Genomic DNA, 23,752 nt, shown 5'->3' with positions numbered 1-23,752 from the left:
GTTGTCTGACTGACGGTGATTTATGCACTTTTTGTATGGCATCTGAACAATACAAAAAAGTGCGCAGATTAATTGTACACATACAGACAAGTCGTTGCTGTTGCTATACTTCGGGTGGTAGCATTGACTAAGCAGACGAAAGCAAACGAGAACAATATCCATGAGTGAATTAAGAGACTATCAGCAAGCGCAGTTACTGCTGGAACAACACGATATCTACATTGCCCCGGCTGAAGTGCACGGTACCATCAGCGGATTACTGGCATGTGGCCTGAATATCGAAGAGCAGGAGTACCTTGGACTGCTGAGCGATGTCTTTAACGATGGTCAGAAGTTTGCTGCGCCACTAAAAGAATTTTTTGCTGAGCTGTATAAACTGGTCGTTGCCCATTTTAATGATCCAGAGCACCTGTTTGAGCTGTATTTGCCTATGGAAGAAAGTCTGAGCGATCAGGCCAATGCCTTGGTAGCCTGGGTGTCCGGATTTTTACTGGGCTTTGGCCTTAAGCAAAAAGACTACGGTAAGTTTTCGGCTGATGTAAAGGAAGTGATTAGTGACTTTAGCGAGATCACTAAACTAGATACCCATTTCGACGAAAGTGAAGAAGACAAACAGGCACTGCATGAGGTGATTGAATACATCCGCGTGTCGGCGCTGTTATGCTTTGCAGAATTAGGCAAAGAGACTGCTTCACCGACCTCCAAAACAGTGCATTAATTATGATGATAGCCAATCAGGAATTTGTAACGCGCCGCGCTGAGCTGTTGGCGCAAATGGACAACAACGCAGTGGCGGTGATCCCTGCCGCCATAGAGCTCACCCGCAGCCGTGATACTGAGTACCCGTTTCGCCAGGACAGCGACTTTTTCTACTTAACCGGGTTTAAAGAGCCCGATGCGGTATTGGTGCTGAGCAAAGACAGAGATGGCGTAACACATCAGACGTTGTTTTGTCGTAATAAAGACAAACTGGCCGAGATCTGGCACGGCCGACGTATGGGCCACGAACAAGCTAAAACAACCCTTGAACTGGACCAGACCTTCCCTCTGAGTGAGTTGGATGAGGAACTGCTGGGCCTGGTCAATGGCCATAAGGCGCTTTACTACGGTCAGGGTACTTACAGTGCGTTTGATGATAAAATCTGGTCCCTGCTGGGCACACTGCGTAGTGCGCCTAAAAAAGGCTACCGGGCACCTGAAATCATTAAAGATGTGCGACCATTGCTACACGAAATGCGTCTGTTTAAATCTCAAGCTGAGATTGCCGTGATGCGCAAAGCCGGTCAGATCAGCGCAGACGCCCACAAACGCGCCATGCAGTTTGCACAACCCGGCGCAACCGAGTTTCAGCTGGAAGCCGAAATTCACCATCATTACGCCATGAATGGGGCGCGTCATCCGGCCTACGGTACCATTGTTGGCTCGGGTAATAATGCCAATATTTTACACTATACCGACAACTGCGATGCATTAACCGACGGAGATTTGATCCTGATCGATTCAGGCTGTGAGCTTGAAGGGTATGCTGCCGACATCACACGCACTTTCCCGGTGAATGGAAGCTTTAGCGAACCACAAAAAGCCGTGTATGAGTTAGTGCTGGCTTCACAACAGGCGGCGTTTGAACAAGTTAAGCCGGGGGGCACGTTGGTGAAAGCCAATGAAGCCGCCATGCGAGTGATGACAGAAGGACTGATTGAACTGGGGATTTTGGCGGGCGACGTCGACGAATTACTCGATAAGCAAGCCTGTAAAGCCTTTTACATGCATGGCCTGGGCCACTGGCTGGGGCTGGATGTGCACGATGTGGGTGAATACAAGCTGGATGAGGCCGACCGGCCGTTTGAGCCTGGTATGGTGTTGACTATAGAGCCGGGCCTGTATTTTGACGAAGATGCCGAAGTACCTGAACAATATAAAGGAATTGGCGTGCGCATTGAAGATGATCTGTTGATCACTGAGGATGGCTTTGAAAATCTCACCGCAGCGGTGCCCAAAACCATTGCTGAGATTGAAGCCTTAATGCGCTCAGGCGAATAAACACAAGCAGGAGCACAACTTGCAGCACTTTGATGTGTTAATCGTGGGCGGGGGCATGGCCGGTGCCACAGCCGCCGTCACGATCAAAAAACAGCTTCCCGAAAGCCGTATCGCGGTGATTGAAGCCTTTGAGCCCAAAACGGCCAGCCACCCCAGCTTTGATGACCGCAGTTTGGCACTGGCCGAGCAATCGGTCTCTTATCTGCGCAAACTCGGGTTGTTTGACCCGCACTGGGAGTTTGCCGAGCCTATTGCTCAGGTGCACGTTTCGGATCGCGGTCACTTTGGTAAAACAACTATCGGCTGTAATGAATTTGCGGTAGAGGCGCTGGGCTATGTGGTCGAAGTGAACCCGTACGGCGCGTACTTACATCAGCAATTGAGTAAACTGGACATCACACTGTTTTGCCCGGCCAAGATTACCGGCTTGAACCAGCGTCAGGTACAGGTAGATGTGGCGCTGGACAGTGGTGAAACCCTGTCGGGCAAGTTGCTGGTCGTGGCCGACGGTGCCCAGTCGCCAACCCGTAGCAAGCTGAATATTGGCTTTGATAGTGTGCCCTATACACAAGGCGCCCTGATCGCCAACGTACAGATACACGAAAAGCATCAGGGCCAGGCGTTTGAACGCTTTACCGAACATGGTCCGATGGCACTGCTGCCAATGAGCAACAAGCGCTTTTCTTTGGTGTGGTGTATGCCGCAGCAGGAGCTCGATACGCTGCGTGAGTGTGATGAACCTGAGTTTCTGGCGCGTTTACAGGCAGCGTTTGGTTATCGGGCTGGTGTTTTTGAGCGGGTAGGCAGACGGACCAGCTATCCGCTGGTTTTGGGCCGGGTAGAGCAGCTGGTGCATCATCGCTGTGTGCTCATTGGTAATGCAGCACATGCCATTCACCCCATTGCCGGGCAGGGCTTTAATCTGGGACTGCGCGATATTCAGGCACTGGTTGCGCTACTGCAACAGACAGACCGCAAGCTGTGGGGCAGCCATGCGTTCACACAAGGCTACAAAACCGCGCGCGAGTCAGATATTAACCGTGTCATGACGCTGACCGATTCTCTGGTCAGACTGTTTTCCAATGATTCCCGTATGCTGGCTCTGGGGCGTAGTTGTGGCCTGTTGTCAATGAGCCTGTTCTCACAACTGAAAGCGCCACTGGCGCGACAACTCATGGGACGAACCCTGTAAGGAATAATCATGCAGCAAGTACAAGTGTGCATCGTCGGTGGTGGGTGTGTAGGCCAGGCGCTGGCGCTGGGTCTGGCAAAGAACAATATCTCTGTGATGGTACTGGATGCCGGCCCTGAGCCTCAGCCGCTGGGCGAGGTCTATGGTACGCGGGTTAGTGCCATCAGTTTAGCCAGTCAGAGCCTGTTTGAGTCTTTAGGCGTGTGGGATGCCATCAAAGCGCAACGGGCCACGGCCTATCGTAAGATGTCGGTGTGCGATGCAGACAGCTTTGGCCGCATCCAGTTTAACGCACAGCAGCTGGCTTTGCCTGAACTGGGTCATATTATCGAAAACGACGCTATCCGTTTTGCCCTATATCAGGCCTTACAGCAGCATAGTCAGGCGAGTTTACTGTTTGGCAGTTGCTATCAGTCTATCCACCAGACAGAAAGCGATGTGCTGATCACCCTGGAGCAGGGCACACCGGTAATGGCCAAACTGCTGGTTGCAGCAGACGGTGCAAACTCAGGGGTACGCAGTCAGTTTAATCTGCCGATCAGCTTCTGGGATTACGATCACCACGCTATTGTGGCTACCATTAACACTGAACAACCGCACGATGCCACAGCGCGTCAGGTGTTCCTGCCGGATGGTCCGCTGGCGTTGTTGCCTTTGTCTGATCCACATACTCAGTCAATCGTCTGGTCTACAGCCCCTGAACGAGCCCGAGAGCTGATGGACATGGATGAGCTGAGTTTTAACAAAGCATTGAGCGCCGCCAGTGATCTGCAATGTGGATTGTGCTCGGTTCAGGGTGAGCGAGCGGTATTTCCGCTGACCATGCGTTACGCACAACAGTGGCTGACTGGCAAAGTGGTGTTAATGGGCGACGCTGCACATACCATCCACCCGCTTGCCGGACTGGGCATGAACCTGGGCCTCAAAGATGCCGCGCATCTGATCAAAGCGCTGAGTGAGCAGGGCGATGAATTCGCGGCTCATAGCACACTACGTGAGTACGAGCGCACCCGTAAACTGGATGCACAAAAACACATTGCCATGATGCAGGGGTTAAAAGAGCTGTTCAGCGGCAGTCACCCACTTAAAAAGCTGGTGCGGGGCGTAGGGCTAAATGTGGTAGATAATCTCGGCCCGATTAAAGACTTGTTTGTGCAGCAGGCCATCGGCGAATAATAGATACTAAAGGGCTGCTTGGTGCCAAACAAGCAGCCCGCTTACACCTGTTGGGTTGAGCATCAAACACAACTTTTCAAACTCAACTCCCGTCATCCCGCACTCGATGCGGGAACTACTAACAGGCGACTCAGGAGTGACACTAATAACACCCATTCCCACATACACAGCCTGTCATCCCGCTGGTCTCAAAGCAATGATTACCCCAGACGCAGCGCAATAAACTCAGCCAGCTTATTCACTGCGTGGGCAGACTCCTGAGTGTTTTTCACCAGGCTGATCCCAATCTGACCCAGTTCGGGCAAAAACGCTGTCTGGGCCTGGTAACTGAGCGTAGCCGGCACGGTACTTTTAGCCAGCACCGTAATACCCAGCCCTTCTTTAAGCGCGGCCGTCAGCCCCGTTAAATCGGCATTACTATACACAATGCGGTATTGCAGTCCGGCCTGTTGCAGTGCCTCGATGGCACGGCGGCGATAAATGCAGCCCTCCGGCGCCGTGACCAAAGTAACAATTTGCTGTTGCGCCAGAGACAAGTCGCCCACCCATACCAGCTGGTCCTGCATAAACACCGGATAGTTAGATGAATTGAGATCTTCGTTCAGTGCCAGCACCAGATCGAATTGATCCTGCCGAGAAACCGACAGCAGGTGTTTACTGAGCCGGGATTTCACTTCCAGCGCCACGTCCGGATACAAAGATACAAAGTCGCCGATGATGGCGGGCAGGATGCGCGCGGCAAATTCACTGGGAATACCCAGGCGTACCCGGCCTGTTACGCTCTCGGAGGTAAATTGCTGAATGATCCCATCGTTGAATTGCAGCATTTGCTTGGCCTGGGGCAGCAGCAGTTCGCCATACTGATTGAGTACCTGTCGCTGACCCTGCTTTTTAAACAGTTTACAGCCCAGCTGCTCTTCAAGGCGTTTGATCTGCAAGCTCACCGCCGGCTGAGACAGGCCCAGCAGCTCACCGGCCTTGGCAAAACCACCTACTTCAACCACAGTTACCAGGGTGCGCAGGCCATCAATCGATAAGTTTTTCATATTAATAAAATCAATTTATAAAACCCAAATACATTAATATTATTTATCAAACGATAAATAAATACAATTTGTTGTTGCGATGGCGGATCCCTATACTTTTGTGCATCTTAATTTCATCAGGATAGTCGCATGATGAGCACGCCAATCATCTTCGCTAAACACCGTCAGGGCTCGGTGGCGGTGGAAAATCGCATTTTCTCGCCACAGGAACTGGTTGTACTGGATTTCAGCGGATTTGAAACCACGCCTTTTCTGAATCAGGAGCTGGGGCTGAACCTCAACAAACTGATGGCACCCGGACTGGGTGTGCAAGGTCAGCTGGCAGGCGCACAGTCATTTGCTGTTTATTACTTTAGCGAAACAGCCTACCGTTTTGTGCTGAGCGAAGACGCTGCACAAGCACTCTCAGCACTGGTAAGCAAACATGACAGCGACTACGACATTGAACTGGTACGTCGCAGCGACTTAGCCATTACGCAACTGAGTGGTCAGGCTGCGCTTGAGACGGTACTTAGCAGCTTTTCGCTGACACCGGGTCTGCAAATTTCAGACTTGCAGGCGTGCTATGGTAAACAAAGCGGCGACGTTTTCGTCACTACCTTAGTGCAACAAGGCCTGCAGCAGTACCAGCTGATTGCAAACCAAGAATCTTTGAGCCTGTGGCAGGCTCGACTGGCTGAACAGGGTTTTGCTCAGCCAGACGAACACGCCCCAAATTAACCCCATTCACCGGTGTTGCGCTGGTGAACATGCACCTGGCTTGTAACCGGGTGGGTGATGACAATAAGTGAAGGAAGAGTATGACTTCTAAAACAGTACTGCATGCCAAGCACCTAGAAGCTGGCGCGAAAATGGTCGATTTCCACGGTTGGGAAATGCCAATCAACTATGGCTCGCAAATCGAAGAGCACAACGCTGTGCGTGAAGACGCGGGTATGTTTGATGTGTCTCACATGACCATAGTCGATGTAAAAGGTGCGGATGCTCAGGCATTCCTGCGCAAGCTGGTTGCCAACGATGTGGCAAAACTAAAAGTAGCGGGTAAAGCACTTTACACCGGCATGCTGAACGAGCAGGGCGGTGTGATTGATGATTTGATCATCTACTTCTTCACAGAAACTGAGTATCGTCTGGTTGTAAACTCTGCAACGCGCGAAAAAGACTTAGCACACATGAACAAGGTGGCTGCCGACTTTGATGTGGCGATCACAGAGCGTCCTGAGTACGCGATGATTGCGGTACAGGGTCCAAATGCGAAAGCCAAAACAGCCACTATCCTGAGCGATGCACAAAACGCCGCAGTAGAAGGCATGAAGCCGTTCTTTGGCGTACAAGCCGAAGAGCTGTTCATTGCAACCACGGGCTACACAGGTGAAGACGGCTACGAAATCGTTGTACACAATGATGATGCAGCGCAGCTGTGGCAAAAATTATTAGATGCGGGCGTCCGTCCGGCTGGCCTAGGTGCACGTGATACGCTACGTTTAGAAGCGGGCATGAACCTTTACGGCTCAGATATGGACGAAAGCGTTTCTCCACTGGCTGCTAACATGGCGTGGACCATTGCGTGGGAGCCGGCAGAGCGTGACTTTATCGGTCGTAAAGTGATTGAGCAGCAACGTGCTGACAAGAGCACTGACAAGCTGGTTGGCCTGGTACTTGAGAGCAAAGGCGTACTGCGCGGAGGCTCTAAAGTTATCGTAGAAGGTGGCGAAGGTGTTATCACTTCTGGTACATTCTCGCCAACGTTAGGCTTTAGCGTAGCTTTGGCCCGTGTACCTCGCTCTACGGGTGACACAGCTCAGGTTGAAATGCGCAAAAAGCTGGTAGACGTTAAAGTGGTTAAACCTTGCTTTGTACGCAATGGTAAGTCGGTTCTGTAACGCACAGAGCACAATAGAATAACGGGCGATGGCCCACATAAATCGACCAAAGGAACAAAAAAATGAGCAACATTCCTAGCGAGTTAAAGTACGCAACGTCTCACGAGTGGGTTCGCGCTGAAGGCGACGGCACTTACACTGTCGGTATCACTGAGCATGCGCAGGAACTTTTGGGTGACATGGTATTCGTTGACCTGCCTGACGTAGGTGACGAAGTTGACGCTGGTGAAGACTGCGCGGTTGCTGAGTCTGTAAAAGCCGCTTCTGACATCTACGCGCCAATCGGCGGCGAGATCGTGGCTATCAACGAAGAGCTGGAAGACTCTCCGGAATCAGTAAACAACGACCCTTACGGTGACGGCTGGCTGTTCCGTGTTAAAGCGTCTGACGAAAGCGAACTTGAAAACCTGCTTGACGCAGAAGGCTACGAAGCCAACATCGACGAAGACTAATTCGTTGTAGATACTATAAAAGCCCCTGCGTGGGGCTTTTATAGTTGCGTCACGACGTTAAGGCGTGGCAACACCGTTAAACTCTGTGACTGTTACCAAGGTATTTTCGTCGCACTGTGCATAAAGGTACAGGTCGTCGAGCAACAGTGACACCCCCATTTTTACTTGGATCATAGGAATCTGGACACATGTCAAACGCCAAATCTCTTGAACAACTAGAGCAAAAGCAAGACTTTATTCGTCGCCATATCGGCCCGAGCCCGGCTCAGGTGAGTGACATGCTTGCTGCGCTTGGAGTATCGAGTGTTGAAGAGCTGATCGGTCAGACAGTACCTAGCTCAATCCGTTTAGAGCAAGGCCTGCAAATTGGTGAAAGCCGTACCGAAGTAGAAACGCTGAGCTACCTGAAATCAGTAGCAAGCAAAAACAAAGTCTTCAAATCTTACATCGGTCAGGGTTACCACCCGACACACGTGCCAAACGTTATCTTGCGTAACGTACTGGAAAACCCAGGCTGGTATACCGCTTATACGCCGTATCAGCCAGAGATTGCACAAGGCCGTCTTGAGTCTTTGCTTAACTTCCAGACTATGACCATGGACATCACCGGCCTTGACCTGGCCAGTGCGTCACTGCTTGACGAATCAACCGCAGCAGCCGAAGCCATGGCGCTGGCTAAGCGTGTGTCTAAAGCGAAAAAAGCGAACCTGTTCTTTATCGCTGAAGACGTACACACACAAACCATCGACGTCGTCACAACCCGTGCCGAGCAGTTTGGTTTTGAAGTGGTAGTTGGTCCTGCAAGCGAAGCGGCAAACCACGAGATCTTCGGTGCCCTGTTCCAGTACCCCACCACATCAGGTGAAGTGGTCGACATCACAGCCATCATCGCACAAGTACAAAGCAAAAAAGCGATTGCCTGTGTGGCCGCCGACATCATGAGCTTAATGCTACTGAAAGCACCAGGTAAACTGGGCGCAGACGTGGTACTGGGTTCTGCACAGCGCTTTGGTGTTCCTATGGGCTACGGTGGTCCACACGCTGCGTTCTTCGCAACACGCGATGCTTACAAGCGTTCACTGCCAGGGCGTATCATTGGTGTATCGAAAGACCGTTTAGGCAATGATGCACTGCGTATGGCAATGCAAACACGCGAGCAGCACATCCGCCGCGAAAAAGCCAACTCAAACATTTGTACAGCGCAGGTACTGCTGGCCAACATGGCTGCATTCTATGCGGTGTACCATGGTCCTCAGGGCCTGAAAACCATTGCCGAGCGCATTAATCGCTTCGCCAGCATTCTGGCAACCGGCCTGAAAGCCAAAGGCGTGGCACTGAAGCACGACACCTGGTTTGACACCATCACAGTGGTTGCGGGCGACGCTGACAAAGACGCAGTAGTCGCGCGCGCCGTTGCAAACGAAGTCAACTTTGCCATAAACCACGCTGGCGAGTACTCGATTGCGCTGAACGAAACCACTACCCGCGGTGACATTGCAGAACTGTTCGACATCATCCTGGGCGAAGGCCACGGCTTAGATGTAGCTGCACTGGATAGCGAAGTTGCAGCAAATAACATCACAGGTATTCCGGCAAGCCTGGTACGTGATGACGAAGTACTGACACACGACAACTTCAACAGCTACCACAGCGAAACTGAGATGCTGCGTTATATCAAGCGTCTTGAAAACAAAGATCTGGCACTGAACCACTCTATGATCTCTCTGGGTTCTTGTACCATGAAGCTGAACGCGACCGCTGAGATGATCCCGGTCACCTGGCCTGAGTTCGCTGAACTACACCCGTTCTGCCCGTTAGAGCAGGCACAGGGTTATCAGGTAATGATGACTGAGCTGCACGACTGGCTGGTTAACATTACAGGCTACGACGCAGTATCACTGCAACCTAACTCAGGTGCTCAGGGTGAATACGCGGGTCTTATCGCCATTCGTAAATACCACGAGTCACGCGGCGAAGGCCACCGTAACGTGTGTCTGATCCCAAGCTCAGCGCACGGTACTAACCCGGCGTCGGCGCAAATGGCCAGCATGAAAGTAGTTGTGGTTGGCTGTGATAAAGACGGTAACATCGACCTGGACGACCTGCGCGCGAAAGCCCAAGACGTATCTGAGAACCTGTCTTGTATCATGGTTACTTACCCGTCTACCCACGGTGTATACGAAGAAGCCATCCGTGAAGTGTGTGACATAGTTCACCAGCACGGCGGCCAGGTTTACATGGACGGCGCGAACATGAACGCACAGGTTGGCGTAACCAGCCCGGGCTCAATCGGTTCTGACGTATCGCACCTGAACCTGCACAAAACATTCTGTATCCCGCACGGCGGTGGCGGCCCGGGTGTGGGTCCTATCGGTGTTAAATCGCACCTTGCGCCATTTATGCCTAACCACAGCGTGATTAAAGTAGCGGGCACCAACGAAGGTAACGGCGCAGTATCTGCGGCCCCTTACGGCTCAGCAGCCATCCTGCCAATCTCATGGGCGTACATTGCCATGATGGGCAGCGAAGGACTGAAGCAGGCCACTGAAATGGCCATCGTGAACGCCAACTACCTGACAGAGCAACTGAGCAAGCACTATCCGGTACTCTACCGTGGCCGCAACGACCGCGTTGCCCACGAGTGTATTATCGACCTGCGCCCACTCAAAGAAGCCTCTGGCATCACAGAAATGGACGTAGCGAAGCGCCTGATGGACTACGGTTTCCACGCGCCGACTATGTCATTCCCGGTTGCCGGCACGCTGATGATCGAGCCAACGGAATCTGAGTCTAAGGTAGAAATCGACCGCTTCATCGAAGCCATGATCTCTATCCGCGCTGAAATCGCCAAAGTAGAAAACGGCGAATGGTCAGTTGAAAACAACCCACTGGTGTTCGCACCACACACCCAGGCAGACGTACTGGGCAACGAGTGGGATCGCGCCTACGACCGCCTCGCAGCAGCCTTCCCGGTTGCATCAGTTGCTAAAGACAAGTTCTGGCCAACGGTAACCCGTATCGACGACGTATACGGCGACCGTAACCTGATCTGTTCTTGCCCGGCTGTAGAGACTTATGCTGAGTAAGTGAGTTTTTTAGTCGGGTTAATCCCCGACTTTGACTTTTGAAAACCGCCTTGAGAGATTAAGGCGGTTTTTTTGTGGCTATTGGTCGGGCTGTAGTGCGATAAGGTTTGAAATCTGTTTTCAATTTGGCGCTTTGTCGCGTTGGCGACGGCAACCAAGGGGCGGCTGTCGCCGGCCGCCCCTTGGAAACCCACGGCGCCCCGCTATCACGCTTAATCTTCAAACCAGCAATTGATGTGAACGTAAACGCCATGAAGGCACATCCATGTCCCTGCATGGCTTGGCTCGCATCCATGCGAGCGCATTACTCATCAATTGCTTATTTTCAGGCGTGATAGAAGGGGTAGTGGAGGCGTCTTGTAGTTTTGTGTTTTGGGTTGCACAGTGCAAGACCTGACCCCAATGGATCTCAAGACCTGACCCCAATGGATCTACTTTGTAAGCCTCGCAAGCGCAGGGCTTTGCAAATGATAAAAACCGCTCGTTTTAGGACGAGCGGTTTTTTGTGTCTGTGATCAGGCGATAAGTGAGAGAGCAGGCAGAGCAGCGTGTTGTGGCTCATTCAATGCCCTTGTGGGGTAAGTGAAGTACCGTTGCAAATTCATAAATAAACAAATCTGTGCTTTGAACAGGGTAATGTGAGAACACTTACATCTATGTTCTGTGTCTGCTTCAAGTCTATTGATTGAGCTTGCCTAATATTTTCAATCAGTTAGTTTGCTCTTCAAGCTTTGTAGCTGAACCAGTTTTGACCTCTTTACATTATACGGTTGCAATGTAACTTCGCATTGTTAGTATGTTGGTTATTAATAAATTCATGAATGTGAGGTTTGTTGAAATAAAGGCTTTTATTATTAGTTAGTTAGATTTATTTGCTTGACTGGTTACGCTTGCTGATAGGTTACTTCAGTGATAATCTTTTGGTTAACATTTGTTAATTTAGCTGCGTATCGGTCAACATTTGAAAGGATAGCTATGAAAGTCAGAATACGGCGAGCGGGCCTCTTTGCTGCCTTGTTAAAAGAAGCTGCGAAGTCGATTAAATCAATGAGGATAGATGCTGGACTGAGTCAAAGCGCATTAGGGAAAAAATTAATGCCACCAGTTGACCAAGCCACGATCTCCAATTGGGAAACAGGTAAAACACATATTCCTTTTTTAGCATTTATGTATATTTGCTTTGTTTGTGGTGTTTGCCCTGAGCAAAAAACGAAGGAAATTCTGGACTCCCAGTCGGCTGAGGATAACACCAACAAGAAGGATGCATCTGATGTTTAGTTATGAAAACTTCAAGTTATTTTATGATCTCATTGAAAACATGCTATTGCCGTTATTTTTGATTGCACTGTGTATCGGATGGAAAAATATTAATGTTCGTTACCTGATGATTGTGCTTGTTGTGTTGGAAGTGCTCGACAATATGACATATGAAATTGCACTTGGATGGGGAAACACCTATTACATCTGGTCAATGCTTATGTGTGTTTTGTTTATCTTTCCTGTTGTTGGCAGACGCTTGTTGGCCGAAAGATTACAGAGTCGTTCAGCCTTTTTTAGGCAAGTAAACAAGCACTATTATGTGAGCAAGCAGGAAGGTGCATTTCTGTTCGTTCATTTTATATCTTTACTCATCAACTTGGTTACGTATATTGAAGTTACACTGTATACGCACTATGTAATTGATAGCTATCCTATAAGAAACAACTTATATAGCCCGGTGCAATCGTTCGTGCATATTGCGGAGGGTATATTAGTTCTGACAATCGCAAATCGATTTAGAAAGGAAAGATATGAAACAACTAACGGAGCAGCAGCAAAGAGCTGTTAGCGGACATGGTGGTGGCACAGGTTCTCCTATTCCTGATCGCCGTAGTTATCAAAAACCGGTAAAGCCTGAGGAAAACGGTGGTTAAGCATTAACTATCAGTCTTGTACTTGAGTGCCAGCCTGGTTTACTGGTTGGCATTAATGCATAACCGTTAAGCAAAACTGGAGAGTTTCACCCTTAGGTTTGTTCACCGGGTGTTTTTGAGTTAGCTCTATATCGCCATAGCCTGTAGCTGTCGTGTGTCGCAGATTGTTAAAGCGAATAAATGCAGCAATCCATTTTAAGCACGCTTTAATAGTGCGTTTGGCCTCATGTTGTAGGTCGTGCTAATCCCCGACTTAGATTTTTGAAAACCGCCTTAAGAGATTGAGGCGGTTTTTTATTGTCTGTTATTTGATTCGCTGTGGGAGGAGAGAAATTGGACTTACCACTCCTTGGCCTCCTTGCTGGATAATATGCGTGTAAATCTGAGTTGTCCGGACGTCACTATGGCCAAGTTGAGTTTGTATTGTTCTTATATCAGCGCCATTTTGCAGCAGATGTGTCGCAAAAGAGTGCCGTAATGTATGCGGTGTTACCTGCTTAGTGATCCCAGCTAAATACGCTGCTTTTTTTACTGCTCTTTGAACCTGTTTCTCATCAATGTGGTGCCGTCTGAGTTGTTTTGTTTCTGGGTCAACACTTAGTTTGTGAGAAGGAAATACATACTGCCACATCAACTGCTTCTCGTGGCCATTGTATTTGTGTCTTAGTCTGTGGGGTAGCCATACGCCACAGTACTGAGGGTTTTTCAGGTCAAGTTGCAGATAATTTTCTACTTGGAGGATTTGGCTTCTTAGTAAGGGAATTAACTCTTTAGCCAGCGTCACAACTCTGTTTTTACCGCCTTTACCGTCCCATATTCGAAGACAGAGATAATCAAAATCGATATCTTTAACCCGAAGCCTCATTGCCTCCATCAATCTTAGGCCACTGCCATAAAGTAGGGCGCATGACAGGTAATGACGAGCGCTACACATAGTGAGTAATGAACTAACTTCTTCTTTTGTTAACACAACCGGTAACTTGCGAGGACGTTGGCTTTTGGTAAAGTTTAGTCGCAAGGACAATGGCTTTTTAAGTATCTCTTTATACAAAAAACATAAGGCGTTTAATGCCTGCGCTTGTGTGCCTTGAGCAACATTTTGTTCATTTACCAGGTGGTTAAGAAATTGCTCAACTTCTTTATCCCCCATAGTTGTAGGGTGTCGCATATTGTTAAAGCGAATAAATGCAGCAGTCCATTTTAGGTACGCTTCAATGGTACGTTTAGCATAACGTCGTAGGTACATCTGCTCTTGCAGCATGAGTAGAAAAGGTGATTTCATGAACGTTCCATTTGGTAAGGTTGATACTGGATATATAGACAGTGCTTGGGCTGTTGTCCAATAACATTATTACATGCCGTTTTGTCCAATTTTCACACAAATGTGTTTTAGCAGGTTGCAACCGATTGTTTACTTTGAGTTTGTTCCGTGGGACTATGAGGGCATGTAATACAGCCCGTTTTGTCGGTTTATGTTCCGACATTTTGGGGTAGAATAAATTGTTATGCGTCACTTTAAATCGCTGTCTTTACAACGGTTTTTACTTATAGTCTTTTCTTCAAATCAGCTTTTAGGTACAGTGGCGTAATTAAGTTTTAAGTTGGTCTTGGCTTTTCTTTTTTCAATTTAAGCTGTGACCAGAATCATCATTCACCAGCCGAACGCTTCTTTGCAATCTTGGGTTTGGTGGGTGTTTTTTTAATTTTAAGTTTGGCTTATTAGTGCAGGCGCAAGCGCTTTTAAATTAGTGTGTTAACGCATAACAAGGTCGTCAACGCGGACAAAAAACTTGTTGGCTGTTACGCTTCGCTTCACATTTTAGCCAACAATTTTTTGCCGGTTACAACGGCGTTATGCGTCACTTTAAATCGCTGTCTTTAAAACGGTTTTTGCCTCAAGTCTTTTCTTCAAATTGGCTTTTAAGTACAGTGGCGTAATTAAGTTTTAAGTTGGTCTTAGCTTTTCGTTTTTCAATTTTAGCTGTGACCAAACTCATCATTCACCAGTTGAGCGCTTCTTTGCAATTTTTGGTTTGGTGGGTGTTTTTATAAATAAAAGTTTAGCTCGCTGGTGCAGGCGCAAGCGCATTAAAATCGGCGTGTTAACGCATAACAAGGCGCTCAACTAGGACAAAATTAAATAAGCGCGTCGCTTCGCTCGATTTTAGCTTATTTAATTTTGCCTGTTAGCTAAGCGTTATATGTACTGAGAGTTAGATGAAGCAATATTCAGTCGTAAAAATTGTATCTCTCAATAAAGCTTTTGTTCATACAGATCAAAGCTTCGGCTCTAGAACTCCTCAGGTAGGAGATATTGGCACAATAGTTGAGGTTTATGATGGAGCATACGACATTGAGTGTTGCGATGAAAATGGCATCACGCTTTGGCTTGAACTTTTTGAACCAAGTGATGGCAAATTGGAGTTACTTTACATATAACAAGCCAATCAAGTCGGACGTCTAACAGTTGGCTGCGTTCACTTCGTTCACAATTATAGCCAACTATTATCCGCCGCTTATTGGGGCGTTATGCGTCACTTTAAATCGCTGTCTTTAAAACGGTTTTTGCTTCAAGTCTTTTCTTCAAATCAGCTTTTAGGTACAGTGGTGTAATTAAGTTTTAAGTTGGTCTTGGCTTTTCGTTTTTCAATTTAAGCTGTGACCAGAAAGGTCATTCACCAGTCGAACGCTTCTTTGCAATTTTTGGTTTGGTGAGTGTTATTCAATTTTAAGTTTGGCTCAATGGTGCAGGCGCAAGCGCTTTGAAAGAGGTGTGTCAACGCATAACAAGGTCGTCAACGCGGACAAAAAACTGTTGGCTGCTACGCTTCGCTTCACATTTTAGCCAACAATTTTTTGCCGGTTACAACGGCGTTAGGGCATAGGATGGAGACGTTGTGCAAGATTTAATAAAAAAGCTAAAACTTGCCGCATCAATCGTTTCAAGTGGAATGATTCCTGCTGCAATACTTGCCGTGTCTTTTGGAATCAATTACTTAACCAATGCGCTCGGATTAGCAAGTGATCTGCCTAGTAATATTATCGTTTACATAGGCGGTGTAGCATCTATTTTGTTTTACGCGTATTTGGCATTTAGTGATATTCGCACATTCATAAAAGAAGAGGATGGAGAATATGCATTGCGCTCAATCGAAATAGATAAGAAGATAGAAGAAACTAAAATTGAATACCAAAAAATTATTCAAGAATCAAAAAGCCCAACCACAGAGCGAGAGTCACCAAATCAAATTCATCAAAAATTCCAAAACATGTCAGCCGACAACATGGATTCTGAATACATAGTTAGAACATTGATAAATTCTGCAAAGCAGATAGCGGTTGCACAGAATGTAGATGTAAATGATATAGAAGTAATGTCAGACGTTCTATCTGAGGTTGTGTCTTCAAGCAATTACGACGTCAGCCGATTTAGTCAGTTTCACGATATAAAGGATATTGCAGGCCATAGAAAAGCGGGGATATATACATATTGGATATGCAAGCTTAAGCCGTTCAAGTCGGGAGGCGGCATTGAATTTATTAACGAAGCAGCAGCAATCAACTTAGGCCTCTCAATAGTCGGAAAAACAGAAGAGGCTTTAAATAATCAACAGTTTTATTCTAATCTCTTGTATAACTTACGCTTTCGGAATGTGGGCGCCGACTGTTTGTCGTTAATTTATCAAAGTTTGCTCGGAGAAAATCATGAAGTATAAGCTTAATGACCTAGATGAAGATTTAATGAAAGAAATTGCGTTAAGAGCGGACAAAATACGCCCGCACGAAAGTAGGCGCAATGACTCAAGACCTTACACATTATCTGAGTTAGATCCTGGTAATGAAGATCAACTAATCAAACTCTCGAAAATATTTGAAGCCTTAAAAGGCCCTAACAAGGCAAATTAACTCGGACTGCCAAAAGCTGCGCCGCTCCTTCGTCGCTATGCAACTTTTGGCATCCGGTTATTTGCGGCGTTATGCGTCACTTTAAATCGCTGTCTTTAAAACGGTTTTTGCCTCAAGTCTTTTCTTCAAATTGGCTTTTAAGTACAGTGGCGTAATTAAGTTTTAAGTTGGTCTTAGCTTTTCGTTTTTCAATTTTAGCTGTGACCAAACTCATCATTCACCAGTTGAGCGCTTCTTTGCAATTTTTGGTTTGGTGGGTGTTTTTATAAATAAAAGTTTAGCTCGCTGGTGCAGGCGCAAGCGCATTAAAATCGGCGTGTTAACGCATAACAAGGCGCTCAACTAGGACAAAATTAAATAAGCGCGTCGCTTCGCTCGATTTTAGCTTATTTAATTTTGCCTGTTAGCTAAGCGTTAGGGCTCAATTTATAGAGGTAAGTTCATTTGAAAATATTATTTTGGCTTGGTGTGCTATTTACCCTTTGTGCCCCAATCGTTATTGGCATTCACTTCAATGACACATCAACTAGTTGGGTAGCGGCATTAAGTGGTGCGTTCGTTACTTTTGTTGCGAAGTTGCCAGAAATTGCTGAACTGTCTTTGGGTCCAGTGAAAGCGAGAATGAGAGACAAAATTGAGGAAGCATCGGTAACAATCACTCAACTTAAAAAAATTGCCGTGTCCAACTCAGAGGCTACTCTTTCTGACTTAATTGCAGGGAGCTTTATGGGGGGCATGTCCCAAGCGAAGCGATTGGAAATTCATAGTAATGTAATGAATGCGCTTAAGGAAATTGGAGCAGATAAGGCAGAGCTAGAGTTTGTTGAACGTGATTGGAAAAAGGGAATTTCTATAATTTATTTGAGGGCTATTAAATCGGCAGTAGAAGGCCGTGAGAAAGCACATCAAATTAATTCAGCAGCTACAGAAGCACAAAAGAGTGCGAGTGCAGAATTGGATATACTGTCAGATTTTGATACTTGGACATCACCGACAGCAAGCCAAACGAAAAAAGTTATAGAAAAATATGGTATCAACTCTGAAGACGTAGAGTTCTGGATTTCAGAATACAAATACTTTGAGGATCATGGTTCTATTCGTGACAAGGAAAAATTCGCACAAGTTTAAGTACGCCCTAACAAAGCATTTAAGAGGGATTCACAACGCTTGGCAGTTTTGGTTTGAATTAGCTTAAGTGTTTACGGCACAATGGGTTAGCTCGGGTGGTTTGCGTTGTTCACCCCTTAATGCGGCGTTATATGCCAAGGGAATTCTGTTCAATATGAAAGTTCAAATTACAAATATCTCTGGTCACCAAACAAGTAAAGTCCTTGCAATTACCTTTGCTATTCTAACGCTGCCATTCAGCTTTATAGCGCTATTTTTCTTTTTTATTACTCCTGAAATGGAAACTACCAATGGCGAGAAAGTTCATAATTTTCCATTTTTGTTCTTTGCTTTAGCTCCTTTGTTTTATGGTGTAATGTTTTATTTTTTGCAGCGGTTATTTTGTTGGGCTTACAATATTGTTGCCAAAAAAGTTGGCGGCTTTGAATTCGAAACTTCAGAGTAAAAGGCATATAACAAGTGCCTAAACCAAAGGACGCAAAACAGCAGGCTTGCGCTCCTTCGTCGCTAATTTTAGCCTGCTATTTCGCGCCGGTTAGGCAAGCGTTAGCTATCTTCGGTGTAATCAGGGAGTAAGATGGAAACTGAATATTTTTGGTGGGGTCTTGAAGAATCAACTTTCAAGGGAGTTCTTTATGATTCCATTAACATGTACTTCTTACATGACCACCCTTACAAAAACTGGGAAGAGTTCAAAGCTGCAGACCCACATATGGCATACGCACATTTAACTTACGTTAGGTTTGACGCTTTAGAGCAACAGTTTGTGGACTTAAGGGTAATTCCTCAGATGTTAGGAGCAAAAGAAGTCCCTTTGCCTTCTACAGTTCAAAATATAAATAGATACGACTGGTTAAAATCTATCGTTGATTTAGCATTATTCCGTTTTTCCAGTCTGAGGGACATTGCATTTCATTTTGTAAACGAAGTATTAGAAATTAATTTGCCTGACCATAAGCTAAATATTAAGCAATTGAGCAAAGCATTAAGGGAAAATCACCCTGAAATACTGGAGCACTTAAAAGTTATAGATCAAACAGGCGCTCCACTGCGTCAAGATCGCAATGAGCGAGCACATAAAGGGTTTTGTAATTTATATACTGAAGATGACCAAATTTTTAAAAATATGTCTTGGGTAGAATCGCATAGTTCAAGTATCAGTGGCTACGACTTGGTCAAAACTTATGAAAAGTCACGAGATAAAATCTATGATGTTGTGGTAAAAGAGGTCAAAGACGCTCTCCATGCGTGCATCGAATTAACAGATGAACTATACGTTTACTATCGCGATAGGCACGACGCTTTATCTAAAAACTCTAGAAGTGGTGTTTCACATCATTTTCATGGTTACCACAGAGTAAAAGATAGCTAACAAACAAATCAACGCGGACTAATAAAGCTTGGCTTGGTTCGCTGCGCTCACAATTATAGCCAAGCTTTATTAGCCCGTTATTAGGGCGTTATGCTTTTCTGAAGTAAGGAGTCGTATGAATGCCTAATTGGCCGACTGACATTAACCAAATTGGATCAATTAGTTCTATTATTGGCCTGATTGTAACAGTTTTTTTGTTTTTTGAAGCAAGGAGTATTAAAAACTCCTTCATACGCCGAGCTCGCCTACCTGAAGTTAATCGGGAGTTATTAAAGTTCACCTCACAACTTTCAGAGCGACTTAAAAATTGGGAAAGCCAAAAAACTGAGGCCATAGAAACGTTTTCACAAATTAAAGCATTACTTCAAAATATAAAACCAAAGTTGCCATCAGAAGAAAAGAGAAAAGTAGATGAATATTTACAAAAGCTCCACCCTAAAAGATATTTGATAATAGAGGGATCACTTTCAGATTTAACTGAAGATGATGCATGGGATAGATATACCGAATTAAGTGGCCTTGTTACCACTCTTCAACAGTTAGCTAAAGATTCTAAATGGGATTAAACATGAGCACTGAAAACAAAACAGCACAATTAATCACAAAGTTAATCCGTGAGACATCGAAAGGTAATGTTAAGTGGGAAGTTAAAAACGCACCGAGAGCACTAAATTTCGAAACAGAGAATTCAGTACCACTTTATATTCAAACTGAATATAAAGGTAAACTATTAGGAATCTATGATCTTCGCACTAAATGCTTTACAGATATGGATGAATGGCATTGGTCAGAGAGTGTTGGCTTCTGTATCGTTGATGACCAGGCTAGAGTGATTTGGGAAGCTAACGAAACATCTCCAGCACTATTTGATCTATATAACACAGCTCGAGAACAAGCTGCTGGAATTGACGATATTCTTGATGACTTATTGGAAGATTAAAAGCATAACAAGGCGCTAAACTAGGACAAAATTAAATAAGCTCGTCGCTTCGCTCGATTTTAGCTTATTTAATTTTGCCTGTTAGCTAAGCGTTATATAGCCAAAGAGGATTATGAGAAATCTGCTAATTGGGTTAACTACTATTCTGGCTTGGGTTCCATCAACGTTATTGGTGATCATCGCATTTTTCGCTTTAATTGGTGCAGTCGGTAGCATTCTTGATTTGCCAATTCTTTTTAGCCTAAAGTGGATTATTACTTCAGTGTTTGGGATCTTTGGCTACATAGCTTTAACTTCAGTAAGCTGGGGCTTAAAGCTTAAGCATAAAACACGATTAGTATTTCTCATTTTGGGCTTGTCAGCTCTGGTATTTACTTATTGGTCTGGTGTTAGCTTTGACGGTGAACTGTTTAAACTGGGCAGTGGCTTGTTTGAGTTCTATTTGTTTTTTTGCCCAGCCATATTTTTAATAATCCATATAGTTTTGCATCTGGTTTGGGTGCGAAAGGCTATATAACAAGCCAATTAAGTGCGGGACTGCTAAAGCTTGGCTCAGTTTCGCTTCGCTACACAAGTTTAGCCAAGCATTATCAGCCCCTTATTGGGGCGTTATAAGCAATTAGGAGCATCGTGTGGAAAAAGGAATTATTTTAGCACCTAAAGTTACACCCGGACGGGGTAATGGACATCATGGAACGATTCACGAAAAAATGGATCTTAATGATTTAAGATTCGCATTACTTTTTTGGGACAAGTTTGACGTCACCTGCTACGAACAATTTGCTTACAGAACTTCACCTGGTTGGCCAAATCCAAACCAAGAGCTAGATCTGTTAATAAAAGAAGGCTTAGCTTTTGTAGATGAAAGTGATATTGATTTAAATAAGGTAACTACAGAACCTTTATATATTCAAGATGTAATAGCCTTAAAACCATATGCAGTCCTTCAAAAATATCTAGAAAAGACTGATGCAGACTGGAGTTTCTTTCAAACTAGCGGCGGGCTTTATACTCCAGATAAGTGTGCGACCCAGCAAGATACAATAGAATTTCAACTCATGAATATGCTGCCTGTACCAAGAATGGATGTGCCTATTTGTGAGGTTTTAGAATTTAAGCAGAAAAGAGCTGATGAGCTTATTGAGCTACGAAATACAATTGATGAATTAGTAAGTCGAGTATGTAACGCTGAACAAACAGAAAAAGAAGCTACACGTGTTAAGGACAAACTGGCGTTTGATCTAGAATCGTACAATAAGGTAATTACTGAGTTTAATTCTCGAACTGTGTTAAAGGGCTTAAATCAGATTGTCACAAACCCTATCAATGCATACCCCGGTGCCGTTTCAGCAATAGCTACAATTTTGGGACAAATACCAAATGAAGTTAGTGCAAGTATTAGCATTGCGGCTTTAGGTGCTAGTGCAGTTAACTTTGCGACAAAGAAACAAAACGTCTACAGCAAATTACCTAATCATTTGTACAAGTATGCATATTTGGCTCATGCAAGTGACGATTTGGTGTAGATTGCTTATAACAAACGCATCAACGCATGGACTAATAAAGCTTGGCTTGGTTCGTGCCTCACCAATTATAGCCAAGTTTTATTAGCCCGTTATGCGGGCGTTAGGTAACTAAATGAAAACTGAACTTGATATATACAACTATCAAAAATGGTTTCTCGAAAACTTTCAGTATAGGGACAGACTATTAACTCTTACTGTTGAGGAAATGTTATCTAAAGAAGAGCAGTTACGAGAGCCAAAACGTTATCTAGTTGTATTCTCTTTTACTGTAATGTTCCAGGTTTATGATGAATGTGATCACAGGAATGACTTCCATGCCGATAGGCAAAAAGGTGTTCTAGCTAAGTACAATGCTTCACGTTTATTGGAGCACGCTAGGTCAGATACCATTATTTTTGATACTGCAGTTGGGTCACTTGAACATTGGTCCTTAATGACAACCAACGAATTCGTGCATGTTTTAACTAATGAGCCACCTAAAGTTATAAACGTTACCTAACAAACGCTTTAACCAAAAGGACGCAAAACAGCAGGCTTGCGCTCCTTCGTCGCTAATTTTAGCCTGCTATTTTGCGCCGGTTAAGCGAGGCGTTATATGCCCTTAAAGGATTGTGCATGAATCAAAATTTATATTTCCAAACAAACAAATTTGATTCTTCCAAGGAATTGGCTGAATACATGTACTCAGAACTAGAAAAGTTAGGCTTTGAACCTGACGAACCGATCGACTCAGAGTATATGTTTTCCATAGTAGCCAATGTAAATGGGGTTACTGTTGATATTTTTATGGGCAAAAACGATGAAGAAACGGAAATACCTCTTTGGCAAATTTGGCCAGAGCAAAGGGTTCCTTTTCTCAAAAAGTTGTTCGGTAAAGCTGATAGAACAGTAGAAACAAAAGTTAAAGGTAAACTGGAAACGATTGTTAAAAGTATCGACGGCGTAAGTGCTGTTGAATGGGGCATATAACAAGGCGTTTAAAAAGTCGGACACCGTAATGCTTGCTCGGTTTCGCTCCGCTTCACATTTTAGCAAGCATTACTAAGCCGTTTAACGCGGCGTTAGGCATCAGAAATTAGAGTGTAAATATGTATCTTTATTTAGTGGAAATGAAGAGTAGAGATTGTGATGAGTTCTTCCACAAAATAGGTGTAAGTTCGATAGGAGCTACATAACGATTTTCTTACGGTAGAGAGAAGGTTCTGGATTGCCAAAAGCTTAGCCTCAATGAAAAGTTCAAGAAAGCCATGAGTGGACAAAAGTTTCTTAGTGATACGCCTTACGATGTGAAGAGCTTGTGCCAAGTTAAATACACTTATGAAGGTGATGCTCTCGAAGATGAGAAAAAATTCTTAGAAGCACTTAAAAAAAGCCGCTACATACCTAAAAAGCATTTCTCTGGGCATACAGAGTGCTTTTTAGCTGACGGAGAGCGTGTGAGAAAAATCATAGAGTTAATGAAGCGACAAAGGAATTTTGAAAGACATCCATTTTAATTTGTTGGTTTTTGGATGGGCACCTTCAAGTTGGAGGCGCTAGCTTTATCTGTTCCTTTCTTTGGAGCTATATTGGATGAGTGTGAGAGGTTTATTGTTTAGGCAGCAAAAAGGCTAAAGATGGGCTTCACTAGTAAGCAAGTTTAGCAAAAATAATCCCATTTAGTGTCGTGTGGCACGATTTCACTCTGATAGGAAAGCAGTTGAGTGCCAAATATGAGCTGTCTTATCCCAGCAAACGCCCACAATTAGTGAGGTTAGCACGTCGCCTTTTTTGCAAGTGCTCACAGTATTTGGTCATGGCTTTTTGCCTGCCGACTGCACCGTGGAAGACTTTGGTAAATCGCGTGGTGAGTTTGAGCCAGTTTTCGGGCTCTATTTGCAATCTGGCGAGAATAGGCTGGGCATCGCAGATGTGGCCTCGTTTGTCTGCACGAATGCATCGGCCTGTGAGTTCAACCAGTTCAACGTAGTATTTGAGTTCAAAGGGCAGCCCTTTGGGCATGTTTTGCCTTGGGTTGCCAGCAAAGCGCAGAAGGTTCTTTGGTTGTTTGCCATGCTTGGCGTGTTCAATGCGTTTTTTGATACTGGTATGG

General features: G+C 45.4%; 26 protein-coding genes and 1 pseudogene. 24 read left to right on the top strand and 3 right to left on the bottom strand.

What is annotated here, in order from left to right; translation table 11 throughout:
• Window positions 1–160: 160 nt before the first annotated feature.
• Genes MHN33_RS20320 through MHN33_RS20305 form a run of 4 tightly spaced genes read left to right on the top strand, consistent with a single transcriptional unit; the run spans window position 161 to window position 4,408 of the window.
• Window positions 161–718 (top strand): UPF0149 family protein, encoded by a 558-nt coding sequence (locus MHN33_RS20320; protein WP_239400820.1) that lies wholly within the window; start codon window positions 161–163, stop codon window positions 716–718.
• A gap of 5 nt (window positions 719–723) precedes the next feature.
• The gene (gene pepP, locus MHN33_RS20315; RefSeq protein WP_239400920.1) at window positions 724–2,040 is read left to right on the top strand and encodes a Xaa-Pro aminopeptidase; all 1,317 of its coding nucleotides are present in this window, start codon (window positions 724–726) and stop codon (window positions 2,038–2,040) included.
• Window positions 2,041–2,059: 19 nt separating this feature from the next.
• On the top strand, window positions 2,060–3,232 hold the full coding sequence (gene ubiH / locus MHN33_RS20310) for a 2-octaprenyl-6-methoxyphenyl hydroxylase (protein WP_239400818.1): 1,173 nt from the start codon (window positions 2,060–2,062) through the stop codon (window positions 3,230–3,232).
• Between the two features lie 9 nt (window positions 3,233–3,241).
• Entirely contained in the window at window positions 3,242–4,408 is a 1,167-nt protein-coding gene (locus MHN33_RS20305; protein ID WP_239400816.1) for an FAD-dependent monooxygenase, read from the top strand.
• A 200-nt stretch (window positions 4,409–4,608) separates the two neighbouring features.
• On the opposite strand, the gene MHN33_RS20300 is transcribed toward MHN33_RS20305, so the two are convergent.
• The gene (locus tag MHN33_RS20300; protein ID WP_046005551.1) at window positions 4,609–5,454 is read right to left on the bottom strand and encodes a LysR family transcriptional regulator; all 846 of its coding nucleotides are present in this window, start codon (window positions 5,452–5,454) and stop codon (window positions 4,609–4,611) included.
• A gap of 129 nt (window positions 5,455–5,583) precedes the next feature.
• On the opposite strand from MHN33_RS20300, the gene MHN33_RS20295 reads away from it, so the two are divergent.
• From MHN33_RS20295 to MHN33_RS23945, 7 genes are all read left to right on the top strand, one after another.
• Complete coding sequence (locus MHN33_RS20295) at window positions 5,584–6,174, top strand: hypothetical protein (RefSeq protein WP_239400814.1); 591 nt, start codon at window positions 5,584–5,586, stop codon at window positions 6,172–6,174.
• A gap of 80 nt (window positions 6,175–6,254) precedes the next feature.
• A complete protein-coding gene (gene gcvT / locus MHN33_RS20290) occupies window positions 6,255–7,337 on the top strand; it encodes a glycine cleavage system aminomethyltransferase GcvT (protein WP_239400812.1) in 1,083 nt (360 codons plus the stop codon).
• Window positions 7,338–7,399: 62 nt separating this feature from the next.
• The gene (gene gcvH / locus MHN33_RS20285; protein WP_054016478.1) at window positions 7,400–7,789 is read left to right on the top strand and encodes a glycine cleavage system protein GcvH; all 390 of its coding nucleotides are present in this window, start codon (window positions 7,400–7,402) and stop codon (window positions 7,787–7,789) included.
• 188 nt (window positions 7,790–7,977) lie between these two features.
• The gene (gene gcvP / locus MHN33_RS20280) at window positions 7,978–10,875 is read left to right on the top strand and encodes an aminomethyl-transferring glycine dehydrogenase (protein ID WP_239400810.1); all 2,898 of its coding nucleotides are present in this window, start codon (window positions 7,978–7,980) and stop codon (window positions 10,873–10,875) included.
• A gap of 975 nt (window positions 10,876–11,850) precedes the next feature.
• Window positions 11,851–12,153 (top strand): helix-turn-helix transcriptional regulator, encoded by a 303-nt coding sequence (locus tag MHN33_RS20275; protein ID WP_058797546.1) that lies wholly within the window; start codon window positions 11,851–11,853, stop codon window positions 12,151–12,153.
• Window positions 12,146–12,703: a hypothetical protein gene (locus MHN33_RS20270; protein WP_239400808.1), complete on the top strand. Its 558-nt coding sequence runs from the start codon at window positions 12,146–12,148 to the stop codon at window positions 12,701–12,703. Before MHN33_RS20275 ends, MHN33_RS20270 begins: the two co-directional genes overlap by 8 nt.
• Complete coding sequence (locus tag MHN33_RS23945) at window positions 12,666–12,788, top strand: hypothetical protein (RefSeq protein WP_275442938.1); 123 nt, start codon at window positions 12,666–12,668, stop codon at window positions 12,786–12,788. Before MHN33_RS20270 ends, MHN33_RS23945 begins: the two co-directional genes overlap by 38 nt.
• Before the next feature lie 304 nt (window positions 12,789–13,092).
• Here MHN33_RS23945 and MHN33_RS20265 read toward each other — a convergent pair whose 3' ends face one another.
• Complete coding sequence (locus MHN33_RS20265) at window positions 13,093–14,070, bottom strand: integron integrase (protein WP_239400806.1); 978 nt, start codon at window positions 14,068–14,070, stop codon at window positions 13,093–13,095.
• A 935-nt stretch (window positions 14,071–15,005) separates the two neighbouring features.
• Between MHN33_RS20265 and MHN33_RS20260 the strand changes: the two genes are divergently transcribed.
• From MHN33_RS20260 to MHN33_RS20200, 13 genes are all read left to right on the top strand, one after another.
• On the top strand, window positions 15,006–15,227 hold the full coding sequence (locus MHN33_RS20260; protein WP_239400804.1) for a DUF4926 domain-containing protein: 222 nt from the start codon (window positions 15,006–15,008) through the stop codon (window positions 15,225–15,227).
• 458 nt (window positions 15,228–15,685) lie between these two features.
• A complete protein-coding gene (locus MHN33_RS20255) occupies window positions 15,686–16,504 on the top strand; it encodes a DUF2304 domain-containing protein (RefSeq protein ID WP_239400802.1) in 819 nt (272 codons plus the stop codon).
• Window positions 16,494–16,694 carry a hypothetical protein gene (locus MHN33_RS20250; RefSeq protein ID WP_239400800.1) on the top strand — a complete coding sequence of 67 codons (201 nt, stop codon included), beginning with the start codon at window positions 16,494–16,496 and terminating at the stop codon, window positions 16,692–16,694. Before MHN33_RS20255 ends, MHN33_RS20250 begins: the two co-directional genes overlap by 11 nt.
• Before the next feature lie 444 nt (window positions 16,695–17,138).
• Window positions 17,139–17,822 carry a hypothetical protein gene (locus tag MHN33_RS20245; protein ID WP_239400798.1) on the top strand — a complete coding sequence of 228 codons (684 nt, stop codon included), beginning with the start codon at window positions 17,139–17,141 and terminating at the stop codon, window positions 17,820–17,822.
• Between the two features lie 154 nt (window positions 17,823–17,976).
• Window positions 17,977–18,267 (top strand): hypothetical protein, encoded by a 291-nt coding sequence (locus MHN33_RS20240; protein WP_239400796.1) that lies wholly within the window; start codon window positions 17,977–17,979, stop codon window positions 18,265–18,267.
• A 132-nt stretch (window positions 18,268–18,399) separates the two neighbouring features.
• Entirely contained in the window at window positions 18,400–19,194 is a 795-nt protein-coding gene (locus tag MHN33_RS20235) for a Cthe_2314 family HEPN domain-containing protein (protein ID WP_239400794.1), read from the top strand.
• 119 nt (window positions 19,195–19,313) lie between these two features.
• Window positions 19,314–19,760, top strand: a complete 447-nt coding sequence (locus MHN33_RS20230) for a hypothetical protein (protein WP_239400792.1) — start codon at window positions 19,314–19,316, stop codon at window positions 19,758–19,760.
• Window positions 19,761–19,762: 2 nt separating this feature from the next.
• On the top strand, window positions 19,763–20,134 hold the full coding sequence (locus MHN33_RS20225; RefSeq protein ID WP_239400790.1) for a hypothetical protein: 372 nt from the start codon (window positions 19,763–19,765) through the stop codon (window positions 20,132–20,134).
• Window positions 20,135–20,246: 112 nt separating this feature from the next.
• Window positions 20,247–20,651: a hypothetical protein gene (locus tag MHN33_RS20220; RefSeq protein ID WP_069022083.1), complete on the top strand. Its 405-nt coding sequence runs from the start codon at window positions 20,247–20,249 to the stop codon at window positions 20,649–20,651.
• Between the two features lie 115 nt (window positions 20,652–20,766).
• Entirely contained in the window at window positions 20,767–21,660 is an 894-nt protein-coding gene (locus MHN33_RS20215) for a DUF6236 family protein (RefSeq protein ID WP_239400788.1), read from the top strand.
• 112 nt (window positions 21,661–21,772) lie between these two features.
• Window positions 21,773–22,159 carry a hypothetical protein gene (locus tag MHN33_RS20210; RefSeq protein ID WP_239400786.1) on the top strand — a complete coding sequence of 129 codons (387 nt, stop codon included), beginning with the start codon at window positions 21,773–21,775 and terminating at the stop codon, window positions 22,157–22,159.
• Window positions 22,160–22,275: 116 nt separating this feature from the next.
• Window positions 22,276–22,629 (top strand): hypothetical protein, encoded by a 354-nt coding sequence (locus MHN33_RS20205; protein ID WP_239400784.1) that lies wholly within the window; start codon window positions 22,276–22,278, stop codon window positions 22,627–22,629.
• A 278-nt stretch (window positions 22,630–22,907) separates the two neighbouring features.
• The gene (locus MHN33_RS20200; protein WP_239400782.1) at window positions 22,908–23,156 is read left to right on the top strand and encodes a hypothetical protein; all 249 of its coding nucleotides are present in this window, start codon (window positions 22,908–22,910) and stop codon (window positions 23,154–23,156) included.
• Between the two features lie 226 nt (window positions 23,157–23,382).
• Here the strand turns inward: MHN33_RS20200 and MHN33_RS20195 are convergent.
• A pseudogene (locus MHN33_RS20195) lies at window positions 23,383–23,752 on the bottom strand (transposase); the annotation flags it as partial.

The sequence above is a fragment of the Pseudoalteromonas sp. OOF1S-7 genome (assembly GCF_022347765.1).
In the GTDB taxonomy this organism is placed as follows: domain Bacteria; phylum Pseudomonadota; class Gammaproteobacteria; order Enterobacterales; family Alteromonadaceae; genus Pseudoalteromonas.
Note: the sequence above shows the minus strand (reverse complement) of the source record. Positions and strands in the feature narration are given on the sequence as shown.